Below are 15,068 nucleotides of genomic sequence, written 5' to 3'. Positions count from 1 at the left end.
AAATGAGGTTCAACCGCAGAGCACGGCGGCGCGTACCGGATCGATGGCAACCAGCGCCGCCAGCAACGCCTCCATGCGCCTGGCCAGGGCGGGCTTGTCGGCGTCGTTGCGCTGCGCCTTCAGACGCGTGAGCTTGAGCAGGCGGGCCTTGACCTCGAAATTCAATTCCGGCTCCCAGTCCGCCAGGGCCTGGCGCTCGGCCGTGGCATCCAGCTCACCGAGCAGATGCAGGGCCAGGTCGTTCTTGCCACATTGCTCGGCCACCCGCGCCATCAGCAGGCGCAGCAGCCAGCGCTGGCGACCGCTGTGGATGCCGGGGCGAGCGGCCAGCCAGGCCAGCGCCTGCTCCACGCCGTCACTGTCCGCCTGGGCCAGTGCCTCGCTTTCCAGCGACAGGATCTCGACATCGGCACTGGCCGCTGCCGGGGCCGCTGCGGGCAGGAGTTGGCGCGACTGCTGGGCACTGACGTGCTGAGCGATCCACTCACGGGTGGTCTCGTCGGCAAACGGTGTGCCGTCGTTCCACGCCAGCACCTCCACGCCCGGCAGGCGCTCGAGAAGCATGCCCAGGTCGCGCTTAACGATGTCCGCCCAGCCATCCTGGGGCGGCGGTTGTTTGTTCAGGGCCTGGACCAGATACCACTGCAGGTCCAGCCAGAAATGGTTGACCCCCTCGGCGAACGTGCGCTCGACATGATCGAGCAATTCGCCCCAGTTCTGTTGCAGATACAGGCGTTTGAGTTGCGCCCTGGATTCGCCCCGGGGCGGTGCCAGGCGCGTGGTGCCGCTGGCGTCCTGCAGGGGCGGCTCGTGCAAGGTGTCCCAGCGCAGGCTTTTCATCAGGCGGTGCGCCGCCAGCCAGCCTTGTGGCTGGTCCCGCAGGTAACCGGCCAGGGACCGGCCGCTGTCCAGCAGGTCGCGCCCGGACTTGATGGCCAGGCTAGCCGATGCGCTGGTCTGGCTGACGGACGGGTGACTGGCACTGTGCTGCGGCACCACGGCATCGACCCCGCCGGACTGCGCCAGGCGCGCCGACAATGCCCCGTGCAGCCCATCGAGTTGCGGCCGCTGGTCCTCGGGCCAGGCTTGCAGCCCGTGCTCCAGCCAGGCGAGCGCCGCCACCGTGCGCTCCGCCTCGGCCTTGACCACTTCCGGGAACAGCAACAGGCTGTCCAGCACCTTGGCGCTGGTCAACCACTCCAGGGCCATCCTGCGACTGTTGGCCCGTTGCGGAAGCACCTCGCCGGCATAACGCTCGACCAGCGCCGCCAACAGACCCAGGCCATCGGCCAGGCCCTGCTCACCGTCCTTCTGCAGGCGTGCCCACAGGTAATAAGTGGCGATGCGCAAATCCTTGCTGCGCTGGCCGAGCAATTGCTCCGCCAATTGAATGACCTCGTCGACATTCGCGCCGGAGAGCTTGTTGACCTCTTCACGCATGTGCTGGAAATCATCGTCGTAACTCGGATCTTCACCCACCGCTGACTGCGCGCTGATGGGTTGCAACCAGCCTTGCCAGCGGTCGGCTTCGGTGCGGGCAAGCACCAGCGGGTCACGTTCGCCCAGGCAGCGATTGATCAGTGTGAGCAGGCTCATGGGTAATTTCCATTCTGTGCATAAGGCTGTGCTTGAGAGCCTTTGCCGAGAAAAATCTGCGCCGGCAGTTCAAAGCCGCGCAACTTCAGCAACGCCAGCGGCCCCGCACCCAGTTCGGTGCGCAAGTGCCAGGTCAGGTCGAGGCCGTCGGGGGCCCTGAGTTGCACGCGGAACTGGCTGTCGGTGTCGTTCAGCGCGGTGACTTTCGCCTGTTCGAGCAGGCGGATCAGGCCCCAGGTGCCTTCGTAGTCGCCGAACAGGCGCTCGTTGGCCTGCACGCTGATCCAGCTCAGGCGCGTGCCCGGGTGATGGCTGAAACCCGGCCAGCTGAAGCGCTGCCAGCTTTCCTTCTGGTTGAAGTACTCATGTTTTTCGCCGTTGAGAATGAAGGTGGTCTGCACCACGTCGCGCACCGGTTTGCCGCGCAATTCGAAGCTCAGGCCCATGCCGCCATCGGTGTAGAGCACGTCGGCGAGGTGGCTGAGCTGGTTGACCGCCGCGAGGAACTTCGGGTTGAAGTGCAGGCCCTGGCTGTGCCGCGCGTCGGGCACCCAGCGGCTGCCTTCCTTGCGCAGCACGCCACCCAGTTGCTGCTGGAGGAACTGGTCGATGCGCCCGGCGTCGGCACGGATCATCTGCCCGAGCATCGGCAACGAGGCATCGCTGCCGGCGGCGGCAAAGGGGTAGCGCCCGGCAAACGCGCCCTGCCAGTCACGCACGATCGCCCGCTGCCACTGGCTGTTGAGGCCGGCCACCGAGGGTTGCAGGACTCGCTGCCAGGCCTGCTCCAGCGGCTGCACGAACAGCGTCTGGCCGATGCCGTCCCACTCGGCACCGAGGCTGGCGGCGAGCAGGCTGCCGTAGGATTGGGTGTCGGTGAGGTCGACGCTGTGCCCCTGGAACACGCTTTGCGCCAGAGCCTGGGTCATCGCCTGCGGGTTGGGTGCGTTACTCACTTGTTGCAGCTTCAGGCGCACCCGGGTGACGCGGTTGAGGAAGGCTTGCAGGCTCAGGCGTTCGCTGTCGCTTTGGTTGTCGGCGTCTTTGCCGAGCAGGGTCAGCAGTGGCCCAAAGGTGGCGTCCAGTGGGCTGCCAGTACCGGGCACGCCCTGTTCGATCAGCGGTGTAGGTTCTTTGCCGAGCAGTTGCTGCGCCGACTGCACCAGGGAGTCGCCAAGCGCCTGGCGGCGAGTGCCGGCCTGGCCCTGATAAGCCAAGGTGTTCATCAGCGCGATCAGCGGCGACTGACGCACATCGCTCATCAGCGCCAACTGGTCGATCACCTCGCCGAGGCTGTCGACCGGTTGCCAGCGCAGCTTGTTGAGAAAATCCAGCCAGGCGTGGGCGTAGTCCTGGAAGTAACGGTCGGTCAGGCGCTGCTTGAGCTGCTCCGGGCTGAGGTCGGCGGCGAGACGCCCCGGATTGTCGCTGAGCACCCAGTCAATCTCCTCGCGGCGCGCCTCGGCGATGGCGTCGATGGCCGGGCGCACCTGCCCTTCCCAGGCCTGGCGGGTGAACACCCCGGGCACCTGCGCCGACGTGGCAAACAGCCCCGCCGCCTCCGTGTCGCCGACCATCTGCGCCAGCCCCAGGGCCGGGGCGTGATTGGCTGCGTTGTCGAGCACGGTTTGGTACAGGGTCGCTTCGCCGTTGCGCTGGCCTAGCTCGCTGATCAGCACCTGGCGGACCTAGGCCACCAGCTTGGGATCGGCGTCGATGCGCCACTCTGGGTGGGCGGCCAATTGTTCGGCGTAGAACTGCCACAGGGTGGGTGCCAGCGCTTTCCAGAGGCCCGGGGAAAAGTCCGCGCGTTGTGGTTCGGCGTCGGTCAGGGCCTTGGCGAGGAAGGCTGGATCGGTTTTATCCGGGCGGGCTAGCATCAGGTAGGCCTTGAGTTGCGCGTAGGCGGATTGGGCACGCTTGGCGCGTTCGGGGCTGTCCGGGGGCAGCTTGACCAGGGCGTTGAGCCGGGCCTTGAGGGTGGCCGCGGCCGGGTCACGCAGCAGGCGCTGGTTGGCTTCGACGTAACGCGGCCATAGCGAGGCCAGTAGTGCATCGTTCTGGTTGAGGCCGAAACATTGGTACCACGGGGTGCCGTGGGTGGCGCGGTAGTCCAGGCGGCCGAGTTCGCGGGTCAGCTCGTTGAGGGCGCTCAATTGCGCGTCGCCGGGGGCGGCTTGCTGCAGGGCGCTGAGTGAGGTTTGCAAATGGTGGATCTGCACGCGGTTGCTGATGAACGACAGCAGCAGGCCGGCGCCCCAGACCAGGGCCACGGTCAACGCCAAGCCATAAGCGATGCGTGGTGCGCTATAGCCCAGACGACGGTTCCTGTGCTTTGGCGCGCCGAGCACACCCTGCCATGCCGGATCCATGGGCCAGAAGTGATCGTCTTTTTCAGTCGTTTTGTCGCTCAATGGCAGGCTGAACCACAACCCGCGCAACGGCACGCTTCGACGGGAGCCGCCAAACCATGGCGTCAGCGCCTTGCGCCAGCGGGCCACGCCTCCAACCTCCAGGTCCCGCGCCAGACGCACCAGAAAGTCATGGCCCATCACCTTGTTCATCTGTGCCCAGCCTTCCTGACGCAGGAGGCCCAGTAGACTGTGCAACGACGTTTCCAGCTCCGTCGCGGTGAGGCGTGACGGCAGTGCACAACCGACCGCCTGGCTTGGCCGTTTGTCCTGCACCCAGTTACTGGCACAGACCTGCCACAGGTGCAGTGGCAGCGACCAGCCGAGCGTACCCGCGAGGTCTTGCAGGTGCCGTACGCCTTTACCCATGTGGTAGCCGTCGGCGCTCTGTTCGGCATTCACCGCCCAGACCACGCCGTCGAGAGCGCGCCAGCGGGTCAGGCGGCGATAGCGCTCGATCAACACATCGTCCAGCGTGTTTTTCACACTACCGCCCCAGAGCAGCACCGTGTCCTCGTCAACCAACCAATGTTCGCGGATCAGGCCAGGGGCAATGGCCTGGATTTGTTCGGGTTCGCCGACGATGAGCATTAGTCGGATCTTGGGATGCCAAAAGCTGCGGTGCCGCGCCCGCTGCGAAGTTCTAAACCTGGCTTCCCATTGTTTGTCCTCGGCGCCAGCCGAATTTGCAGGAGGTATTTGCGCGGGCTGGGGTGGCACTTCTTTCGACTCAAACGGTTGATAAGTCGCACTCCCTATCCACCGGCCTAACAATTGGTACCCGCCCAGGACCACTATTACGAAAAGGGTCGTCGCCGAGCTCAGCGAAAGCCAGAACGTTTGTCGTGCACTACCCGGCTCCATGCCCAATGACTCGGGGTGACGCCAGAGCAGCACACTCAAGACCAATCCAGCCAGCAACAGCACTCTCGCCAGCACACCCAACCCTACAGAGAGTCGAAACTGCATTCGATATTCCTATTTCGAAAGGGGTGACACGGGCATCAACACCGTGCTCCAAAGGCCATCAGCGGTAGCACCGCCACTAAAAATGAACTGAGGCCCGCCGCCACGCTCAACCGTTTGCGCCGCGGCGGCTATCGCCAGCCAAGGTGATGCTTTCCCCGCATGACCCAGCAACGCGTCGAGGTTGCAGAAATTCTCCGGTGGCTTGGCCGGCATGGCGAGATCAAGCAACACGCTCTCGATCTGGGGTTGCGCGCCTACACCAGCCCGCCAGACCTGTTCAATCGATTGTGCTTGCAACGGTACCCAGTCGAGAGCCTGACGCGCGGTATAAAGCAAACCGGCATGGGTAGACTTGCGTCGCTGTTCTGGACGATGAAGATAGGCAAAAGGCGGTAACACCGACTGGGTGAGCCGGTTGCCGAACAACACAGCAACGGCCACTTCTGCCGTGCCCTCAGGCTGATCTGGTGCGAGTTGCACTGCCAACACCATCAGCAACGACTGATCGTCAATACGCTGATCCAACCAGCGATCCACCGCTTCCAATCCACGGCCATCGACCGGAACCAACGTTTGGCGAATGCCGGATTCTCGCCATGCCTTACGCCATGCAGGGCGCCATTGGTCCTCCGTAAGCCTGCAATCGACCTCCAACAACAGGGCTAAAGGTTTATCGTCAGGCAATTGTGCAAGGATTGGTGCCAAGTCGGCGAACGACCGTGTCAATACGCTCAAGAACAAAGCTTCGAGGTCCTCAGCTTTATCTTCAGGCAAACGGCTGTGACTTAATGGCGCACCGTCCATCCGGAACGGTTGCGCTTTCAGTGCTTCACTTCCGCTTAGCAGCGCATCGAGTTGCCCTGCCGGCCCGGCCGATGGACCTCGCAGCGCGGTGTAAAAGCTCCCCCCTAAAACCTGTAGACAGCGTCGACCTTTCCGAAGCCGTCGGATCAGGTCCCTTTCGCGTGCATCATCCCAACCATCGGCAGCAGACTGCTTGCCTATATGTAATACCACTCGCGCAAATACCAGCACACACCAGCCTAGGAGTGGCAGGCCCAAAGCAAGACGCCAGAAATCAACTGGCTGCTGGTGCAATGGTCCATCAGCGAACAAGAAGCTCGCCCCCACGCCGAGCAACAAGCACAGCAAAAAAAAGCCAAGCCAAAGCCAGACGCGAGGTCGTGCAGGACGTCGTGCGCGAGCAGGTACAGTATCCAGTATGACAGGCATAACTAACTGGCAACCAATTTAGTCATTGGGCCCAATGAAAAACTTGAGGCACAAGGGTGACCTCTCTTTGTTAAAGTTTTTCTTTTCACCCAAACAAACATACCTTTCATTCCTCACCCCTTTTCCAAAAATCTACTCTCTTACTTCCTATCACATTCACTTCTTGGCGATAAGTATCGCTATTCGACGCATAGATTCCAGCTTTCTGAAAAACTATCGATCTGCATTTCATCCACTTAGCCGCTAGCATCTCACTTGCTTTATACAAAGCTTTGCACCAACCTGCCATCGAGTCTTCCAGCGTAACCGTATTACCCCTAACCAAGTAACCCTTCTTGAAATCCTGCAAAGCTGGCTCCGCCTCACTGCCATATAAAAAGTCTTCTCTTGAACCGCACCGGCGATTCTTCACAATACATCTACCAAAGGAATCCACCCCTCAACTTGATTCTCGTTCGCTCGGTAACTTATTTTGACCCACCCATTATGAAAATCATTTATCTCGACCTTATCACCCAGCGTCAGATATTGTGCTGGAAGACTTGTTGCATTTGGTGAAAACGAAACATTACTTTTCTGAGCCGTTATCCTTGCACTCAACGGATGCCCAAGATGTAAAACGCTTTGATCAAATATCTGCGAAACAGTAAGCGTCTCAAACCTCAACCCAGCCATCACACTTGCATTCAAGACAAGATTCATATGTTGGGGAGGAGAACTCGCTTCAACTGCATTTAGCTTAATTTGTGTAAATGATCCGGAAACAGATGACGCATCCAGCCCAAACTCAACAACATAGATATTTTTTGGATATTCCAGGTATATCTTGAACCCATCACCCGAAGGTTCGAGCCGTACGGACTCCTCTGCTATGTCGTCCACATCCAAGAACTTCATATTTCTTGCCAGAGGAACTTCAAGAGCACCCAGCCGGTAGATTGACATGACGACGCCGTCATCGCTGTAAGCAATACAAATCAAGTTACTTTTTGTTTTTAACTCATGCGAGATCAATTCACCTTGATCTCTTTTACACTCCCCAGCAAAAGCCACACCCCCAAACATAGCAAGCACAAGAACCAGGGCCGCTTTACCAATTTTGCTTGAGCTTCTCATAAGCGCTCCGTATTTTTACATCATATCCAATTTGACCTTTGCCATTATATTTTTGTGCGATTTGCAACCAGTCCTTACTCCTCATTGGCCCGATGAGTTTTTTCTCCTCAACCAGGAAAACCTTGAAATACTGCAAGTGCTGCAAAGCACAGTAATTCTGAGCCTCCTCCAACTCTTCAATATTGCTATATAGATGACGATAGTACTCACCCATGACTTGAAACTTACCCCAAGAACATGACTTCACAGCAGCAGCATCATTGATTTCACGCGCACGCTTCAACCTTGAATATTGCTCATCAAGCGAGCCGTATACGTAGGACGCTTCATATACATGAACTATTTTCGGCTCCGACATAGACAACGCATTAACTTCATATTGTGACATCCCAGAAGCAAGCAGAAGCCTACGCATATAATGTCGTTCATAAAGAATCAAAGCATGCCTTTTCCCTGGCTCATACTCCCTAAACGGCGCTTTGTCTCCGGTTTCTGCGACGGCGATTGCCCGTAGCACCTCTCTTTCAACGCCTAACTCGTCAGCAAGTAACTCAAAGTGGTTTTTAGTTACATCCGTCACTCCTAAATCGCAGGGCGTACCCACTAGCCCCTGCTGATAGCAATAACACTTTTTCCGGTCATTATTTAAACGCGTTAGGAGTCCTATCGGATGAAAGTGATACGGCCTCCCCCACGAAGGCAACCCCACTTTTTCCGCCACCTCACTCCACCAACTGATCTGCTCGATCCGCTGCTTCTCCGCCTGCCAATTCCAGTGCGGCGTCGAGCCGCTGTGGCCGAGCAACTCATCCAGCGCATCCCACTTCTGCGTCTGGTGAAACCACTCGCTTTCCTTGCGCAAGACCATCTGGGAAATGGATTGCGCCAACGCCGGGAGTTGCAGAGCCGCCTGTACCTCCTCGGCAGTGATCTTGTCGTCGCCGTTGCGGTCGAGAATCGCGTTCAGGCGGCTTTTCATCGGCCCTTGATTACTTTTCTCGGCCAAGGGGCGAAAGCGCTCGCGTTGTCCTTCGTTAAAACGGCCGACAGCACTGAAAAACGACGCCATTTCATGTCGCGGCGTGCTGTAGTCGAAAATCACCTCATAGCCTTCCCACGACCACGGGCTGACCCATGGGGTGGCGTCGACCTCTTCGCACACCCAGCCGTCGAGCAAGTTGTGGTCCGCATCGTGCAGCAGCCCGTCCAGGCGATACCAGTTGCGAGCCTTGCGGTAATCGGTCGCTGGCACGTGGATTTTTCCCTCCGCAGGCAGGCCGTCCAGAAGGCTCTTGGGGACTAACAGGTCGGCGGCGCTGCGTGGGCTGGCATCACTCGCCGCCTGCAGGCGCGCGGCCGTGACCCATTCTTCATGAGGCACCACCGGTGTGCCCTTGACCAGCTTCAGCCAGGTGCGCTCTTTCGCGGGCAAGCGCTTTGCCCAGTCCCGACTGGCGTCGAGAAACAAGTCGACGTCATCGCCGGTGAACACTTCCAGGTGGAGTTTTTCCTCCGGTCGATCCGCGCCCATGCTCTGATACTCGCCGATGTGGCCGATCGAGGCGCCGGCCTGGATCGGCACCGGCTGGTCGAGCACCACGACGCGGTCGGTGGCCAGCGGAGCGAGCTCGCTTTGCAGTGAGGCAAAATGCACATACTGGTTGACGCGTTCCAGCTTGCGAAAATCGCCCTCACCACTGACCGTGACGACCGAGCCGGTCGGCAACTCAAAAAGAACCTTACTCGTCAGGCTCGGCCCGGCGCGAACATTCACCGCCGGTTCCGACGAGGTGATGCGGTACTCGTTGTCCCTGACGGGTCGCAGCAGCTTGACGGCGATGTAACCAGCCAGCGCCCCGTCGGCGGTGATCAGGACGGCCGGACCGAGGCGATTTTCCAGTTTGCGATAGGCCCCCGAGCCACTAACGGTCACCAGCGCACCGCGCGGCAGAAGGTCAATGATCTTGCCCTGGGTAGGCTGGTGACGCACGTTCAGGCCGCGCTGTTCCAGCGGACCGGGGCGAACATCTTTGGCGGTTTGTGGTACCCGCAGGGTCGGACTCGCGGGCCAGAATCCCGGGCGCTCAATGGCATCATTTTGTTCGTACTTCGCCCAATCCTGCAGGTGCATGTACAGGCTGTAGAAGGTCAGGCTGGGCGGTATGTCCGCGCTGCCAATGATCCTGGGCGGCTGCAGGCGATGGCGCACCAGGACGAAGTTGCGCGAGAACGGCTTGTCGATGGTCAGCTCGCCGATGAAGTAGCGCGTGGTCGGCGCGTGCGTGTCGATGCGGTACGCCACCACTTCGCCGTCGGCCAGGCATCGGACGCTGGATTGATCAAGGGTGCCGGCGGTGCCTGCGTCGAAATGGATGCCGCCGTGGAACAGGCCACTGCGACCGATCGGGTAGTAGCCGCCGGCGGCCTTGGCCAAGTGGGTCAGCTGCATCAGTGGGTTCAAGTTGCTCTTGAACGGATGGCACCAGTTTTTCAGTGGGGCCGGGCTCGCGGGCTGCGCGATGAGCCGGGTATGGGACGTCGGCAGAATCGGTGCGCGGGGGGCCGCAGGCGTTACAGGCGGGGGCGGTTCGTGTAAGCCAAACAGTCGGGCAAGCAAACTGGCCATGTTGTATGTCGCTCCTTGTCATGCAAAAGAGGATCAGGCGGAAAAATCCGAAAGGTCCGAGGAGGTGGTTGGGTGTTCGCCCACTCGTGATTGCACCGGCATTTCAAGTGCTTGCGTGGCTGCACCGCTGTGTTTGAAATGCGCCGCCTTGACCTTGTGATCGCCCGCCGTGCCGGACTCGATGCTGCATTCGTCCAGGCTCAGGTAACTGCCGCCTCCATTGAGGACGATTTTCTTTTTTGCGGTGATGTGGATTTCGTCCTCGGTGCTGGTGATGGTCAGGCCATGGCGGGCAATCAGTTCGAGTTTGTCGTTCTGTGCCTGCACGCTCACCGGGCCCTGATTGGCGATCAGCTTGAGGCCAAGCTTGCGCACGAACAGGCTCATCCCCTGCCCCACGCCGATGAACAGGCGCTTGATCACGCTGAGGTCGGCTTCGCCGCCGGCGTTGAGCATCAGGTTGTCCTTGGCCGCCAGTTGCAGGTGTTTTCCGCTGGTGAGGGCGATGCCTTGCGGGGCGCTGAGGAGCAGGACCTGGGACTTGAGTTGTTCCAGATCCTGGCGCAGCAGGTTTAGTTGCGCGGCGACGTCGGCCGGATCCGCTTTGGCGGTCTGCGCATCTGTGGAGAGCTGTTGCAGCTGTTCGCCGGCCTGTTGCAGGCGGGTCTCAGCGGCGTCCATGTCCAGCACCTGACCCTGCGCCTTCGCTTGCGCATCGGCGCTGATAAACACACCTTTTCCACCTCTGATGGCGCCCCAGTCATCCGTACGCAGCTCAAACCCTTCCCCACGCTTCTTCCGCTCGGCATCGACCAAATGCCCGAGATTGAGCTGGCTCTTGCCCCCATACTCGGTACTGAGCTTGATGTGCTCCTGCCCCCGAGTGTCGTCCAGGCGCAACTTGTTGTTGGCCGGTGTACGCAACACATTGCGGTGGTCGTTGCGCATGGTCACCAGGTCGGGGTGCTGGTCATCATGCAAGGCGTGGGCAATGTAGGGTCTATCCGGGTCGCCCTGCTCGAAGGCGATGGCCACTTCGGTGCCGGCGATCAGCGGCAGGTGCAGGCCGTAGGTGTCGCCGGCGTAGGCACGGGCCTGGCGCAGCCATTTGCTTTCGCGGCCGGGTGGCCAGGTGTCGCGGTCAAAGAGGAATTTGACCCGGTAGCGGCCTTGCTGGTCGATTTCGGTGTAGAGGGGGTTGCTCTGGGGGTGGGTGATGCGTGCCGGGAGGGTGCCGGCGATTTGTGGTTTGGGTGGTATTTCGGGGCGGAAGCACAGGCGCAAGGCATAGGGCATGGCTTCGAAATCGCAGGTCAGGCTGCGGTCGCGGGCGGCGCGGATGGCGATCTTTTTAATCACTACGCGGGGGGTGAACGCCTTGGGGGTGTCGCCGCTGATGGTCAGGACCTGGCCGGGGGCCAGGGTGGCGCTGCTGCTGGTGCCGCTGAGGTGGGTCTGGTTGTTGAGGTAACGTTCGTGGCGCAGGCGTGCGTAGAAAAAGCCGCTTTCGCTTTGCAGGTCTTCGTCGCGCAGGTGGGCCTTGCCGAGCACGCGGTAGGGCTCGGCGTAGTGGTAGGCCTCGCCGTAGGTGTTGTCGGCGCCGGGGCGTTCGACTTTGCCGTGGACGGCCGGCTCGCCCTGGGTCTGGTCGACTTCGCCATCGAGGTAGGCGCGGCTGTCTTCGGGGTGGTAGGCGCGCACGTTGACCTGCTGCTCTACCACCTGGTGGCGGGTTTGCAGGGCCCAGACGCTGTCCTCGTCGCTGTTGCTGAAGCCGGAGGGTGAGCGCAGCGGCAATTCGACGTCGAACTGGTAGCAGCGCTGGTCGTCGCAGAACTCGACCATGTCGAAGTGGAGTTTTTCGTGTTGGGTGCAGCGGTACCAGATGCCGACTTCGGCGAGGATCCGGCTGATGAAGGCCAGGTCGCTTTCCTGGTACTGCATGACCTGTTCGCGGGACGGGTAGTCGCGCTTGAGGGTGAAGCGAAAGTGCCCGGTGTCCAGATCGTGGCGGCTGCGCAGGATGCTTTTGACGATGTCCGGCACGGACTGGTGCTGATAGATGCGCGTTTGCTGGCCGCGATCGAGCAAGGCCAGGCGCGGTTGCAGGGTGACTTCGTAGCGGGCTTCGTCGACCGAGGCGGACAGGCGCTGGCAGCCAGTGATGCGGCCGTACAGGGTGCGCAGGGGTTTGGTTGGCTTGGGTTCGTCCCAGGACATCACCGGCCGCGTCGACGGGTGGGCATACAGGCTGAACTCGGCGTATTGGCCGATGAGTTTTTCCGCGCCGATGTCGAGGTCGCTGGCGGTGAATTCGATGCGGTAGAGGTAGGGTTGGCTGAGGTACTCATGGCCCTCGAAGGCGAGGACGTCGAGGTGGGTGTCGAGTTGGTCGATCTTGAGTTTGTGGCGGCTGTGGTCGAAGAAGGTACTCATGCCTGGCCCTCCATCGCAACGGCTGAGGGCGCGTCGCTGAATTGCAGGGTGATGCCCTCCTCGTCGCTGTAGCCCAGGGTCACGCCAAGGGTTTTATGCCGGGCGGCCTGACGCTGCAGCAGCTGCTGGCTGAGGACCGGTAGAATCTGCTGGCTGAGCAGGCTGTCGATGTTGCGGGCGCCGCTGTCGGGCAGCAGGCAGGCGGCGACCAGTGCGTCGTGCAGGCCATCGTCGATCTGGCAGGTCAGGCCGTAATGGCGGTGCAGGCGCTTGGCGACCTTGGCCAGTTTGAGCACGACGATGCGCTTGAGCGCCTCGGCCTGCAGCGGGCGGTAGATCAGGGTCTGGAAGCGGGCGAGCAAGGCGGGCTGGAAGTGCTCGCGCAGCAGCGGTCGCAGCCATTCGTGCAGCTCGCTGTCGCTGGCCTCGGGCTGTTCGCGCAGGCCGTTTTGCAGCGCATCGCTGCCGAGGTTGGAGGTCATCAGGATGACGGTGTTGCGGAAGTCGATTTCGCGCCCTTCGCCATCGCGCATGAAGCCGCGGTCGAACACCTGATAAAACAGGTTGAGCACGTCGCGGTGGGCCTTTTCCACCTCATCCAGCAACACCACGCTGTAAGGCCGCTGGCGCACCGCTTCGGTGAGCACGCCGCCCTGGCCGTAACCGACGTAGCCCGGTGGCGAGCCCTTGAGCTGGCTGACGGTGTGGGCTTCCTGGTACTCGGAGAGGTTGAGGGTGATCAGCGATTTTTCGCCGCCGAACAGGCAGTCCGCCAGCGCCAGGGCGGTTTGTGTCTTGCCGACGCCGCTGGTGCCGACCAGCAGGAATACCCCCAGCGGCGCCTGCTCTTCGGTCAGGCCGGTCTTGGCGGCGCGCAGGCGCTGGGCCAGGGCGCCGAGGGCAGCATCCTGGCCAATCACCCGCTCGCCCAGTTGCTGTTCCAGGGCCAGCAGGCTGGCCTGTTCGTCCTTAAGCAAACTGCCCAGGGGCACGCCGGTCCAGTCGGCGATAACTTCGGCGACGCTGCGGGCATCGACGTCGAGGGACAGCATCGGCTGGCTACCCTGGGCTCGCTGCAGCTGCTCCTGCAGTTTCGCGCAGAGGTCGCTGCGGGCGGGTTCGGCCTGGCGCGCATCGAGCAATTGCCGGGTCAGCTCCAGCTCGTAGTGGTACTGGCGCAGCAGGTCGTCCTGCTGTTGCTGCAGCTCGACCTGTTGCCCGGCGATCAGGCTCAAACGCTCGCCCAGGTCGCTGCCGTTGAGTTGCACATCCTGCTCCAGCGCACGCCGCTCCAGCTCCAGCGCGGCATGCCGGGCCTTGAGCCGCACCAGTGTCTGGGGCTCGCAGTCGAGGCTCATGCGCACCCGCGCGCTGGCGGTGTCAAGCAGGTCGACGGCCTTGTCCGGCAACTGCCGGCCCGTGAGGTAGCGCCGCGACAGGCTGACCGCCGCCTGCACCGCCGCGTCCTGGATGTGCACGCCGTGATGGCTGGCGTAACGCGCCTTGAGGCCGCGCAGCATCAAGCAGGCGCTGGCATCGTCCGGCTCGTCGACCTTGACCATCTGGAAGCGCCGCTCCAGTGCGGCATCGCGCTCGAAGTACTGCTTGTATTCGCTCCAGGTGGTCGCGGCGATGGTGCGCAATTCGCCACGGGCCAGGGCCGGTTTGAGCAGGTTTGCCGCATCCGCACCGCCCGCCTGGTTGCCGGCACCGATCAAAGTGTGGGCTTCGTCGATGAACAGCAACACCGGGTTGGCCGACTGCTGCACCGCGTCGATGACGTTTTTCAGGCGTTGCTCGAACTCGCCCTTGACCCCGCTGCCTGCTTGCAGCAGGCCCAGATCCAGGGTGCGCACGCTGACCGCCTTGAGGCTGTCCGGCACGTTGCCGTCGGCAATGCGCAGGGCCAGGCCTTCGACCAGCGCGGTCTTGCCGACGCCGGGCTCGCCGACCAGGATCGGGTTGTTCTTGCGCCGGCGGCTGAGGATGTCGATGACCTGACGGATTTCATCGTCACGCCCGAACACCGGGTCGATCTGCCCGGCCCGCGCCTTGGCGGTGACGTCCTGGGTGAACTTGTCCAGTATCGCTTGCAAGGCGTCGGGCACGGCAGCACCGGGGATGGGCAAAGCCGCGGTCTGGTCCAGTGCACTTTGCTGTTGGACCGGAGGGCGTTCCTCAGAATGTTGATCGAGCAGCGTCGACAGCTGCTGCAAGTGCACTTCACCAAGGCTCAGCATGGGCCAGGCCGCATCGCAAGCCAGCAGCTGCGGACTGTCCTGCAACGCGCCCATCAGGTGCACCGAACGCAGGCTGTCATGCCCTTCCAGCGACGCGCGCAACCAGGCGCTCTCGATCAGTTTGTGCAACTTGCCGCACAACTGCGGCTTGCCTTGCACGCTGCGCGGCAGCGTATCGAGATGGTCAAGCAGACCGCGCCAAAGTGCGTCCATGTCCCATTCGTGACGACGGGCGATCAGGGTCAGGTCGCCCTCCCCCTGCTCCAGCAACTTGAGCAGCCAGTGTTCGATGCTGATCCATCCATGGGCTCGGCTCTGGCACAAGGAAGCCGCTGCACTGAGCGCCTGGGCGCAGTAGGGATTGAGTCGGCGAAGCAGGCGGGTTGAGTTGTGGGGCATGGCGATACGTCCTTGTGCTGAGGGCTCAGGGGGTGGTCGGTG

The 15,068-nt window shown here is 61.6% G+C and carries 6 protein-coding genes and 1 pseudogene; all 7 read right to left on the bottom strand.

Going from position 1 to position 15,068, the window contains the following annotated elements; genetic code table 11:
* Window positions 1–9: 9 nt before the first annotated feature.
* The 7 genes and pseudogenes from tssA to tssH all read right to left on the bottom strand — a co-directional run bounded on the left by tssA (window position 10) and on the right by tssH (window position 15,026).
* The gene (gene tssA / locus KW839_RS07180; RefSeq protein WP_218423858.1) at window positions 10–1,596 is read right to left on the bottom strand and encodes a type VI secretion system protein TssA; all 1,587 of its coding nucleotides are present in this window, start codon (window positions 1,594–1,596) and stop codon (window positions 10–12) included.
* Window positions 1,593–4,976 (bottom strand): annotated as a pseudogene (locus KW839_RS07175) (ImcF-related family protein). The gene tssA and the pseudogene KW839_RS07175 overlap by 4 nt, the downstream one beginning before the upstream one ends.
* A 9-nt stretch (window positions 4,977–4,985) precedes the next feature.
* Complete coding sequence (locus tag KW839_RS07170; RefSeq protein ID WP_256352558.1) at window positions 4,986–6,092, bottom strand: hypothetical protein; 1,107 nt, start codon at window positions 6,090–6,092, stop codon at window positions 4,986–4,988.
* Window positions 6,093–6,617: 525 nt separating this feature from the next.
* The gene (locus KW839_RS07165; RefSeq protein WP_218423856.1) at window positions 6,618–7,325 is read right to left on the bottom strand and encodes a hypothetical protein; all 708 of its coding nucleotides are present in this window, start codon (window positions 7,323–7,325) and stop codon (window positions 6,618–6,620) included.
* Window positions 7,300–9,951 carry an N-acetylmuramidase domain-containing protein gene (locus tag KW839_RS07160; protein WP_218423855.1) on the bottom strand — a complete coding sequence of 884 codons (2,652 nt, stop codon included), beginning with the start codon at window positions 9,949–9,951 and terminating at the stop codon, window positions 7,300–7,302. Before KW839_RS07160 ends, KW839_RS07165 begins: the two co-directional genes overlap by 26 nt.
* Before the next feature lie 33 nt (window positions 9,952–9,984).
* Window positions 9,985–12,387: a type VI secretion system Vgr family protein gene (locus tag KW839_RS07155; RefSeq protein ID WP_218423854.1), complete on the bottom strand. Its 2,403-nt coding sequence runs from the start codon at window positions 12,385–12,387 to the stop codon at window positions 9,985–9,987.
* Window positions 12,384–15,026, bottom strand: a complete 2,643-nt coding sequence (tssH, locus tag KW839_RS07150) for a type VI secretion system ATPase TssH (protein WP_218423853.1) — start codon at window positions 15,024–15,026, stop codon at window positions 12,384–12,386. The genes KW839_RS07155 and tssH overlap by 4 nt, the downstream gene beginning before the upstream one ends.
* Between the last annotated feature and the right edge of the window lie 42 nt (window positions 15,027–15,068).

The sequence above is a fragment of the Pseudomonas sp. PDM31 genome (genome assembly GCF_019218965.1).
GTDB lineage: Bacteria > Pseudomonadota > Gammaproteobacteria > Pseudomonadales > Pseudomonadaceae > Aquipseudomonas.
This window is presented reverse-complemented; position numbering and strand designations above follow the sequence as displayed.

What these genes read in the sequence shown, in the direction of transcription:
- KW839_RS07160 (WP_218423855.1), bottom strand. Translation starts at nt 9,951, where the DNA reads ATGGCCAGTTTGCTTGCCCGACTGTTTGGCTTACACGAACCGCCCCCG.
- tssA (WP_218423858.1), bottom strand. Translation starts at nt 1,596, where the DNA reads ATGAGCCTGCTCACACTGATCAATCGCTGCCTGGGCGAACGTGACCCG.
- tssH (WP_218423853.1), bottom strand. Translation starts at nt 15,026, where the DNA reads ATGCCCCACAACTCAACCCGCCTGCTTCGCCGACTCAATCCCTACTGC.
- KW839_RS07155 (WP_218423854.1), bottom strand. Translation starts at nt 12,387, where the DNA reads ATGAGTACCTTCTTCGACCACAGCCGCCACAAACTCAAGATCGACCAA.
- KW839_RS07165 (WP_218423856.1), bottom strand. Translation starts at nt 7,325, where the DNA reads ATGAGAAGCTCAAGCAAAATTGGTAAAGCGGCCCTGGTTCTTGTGCTT.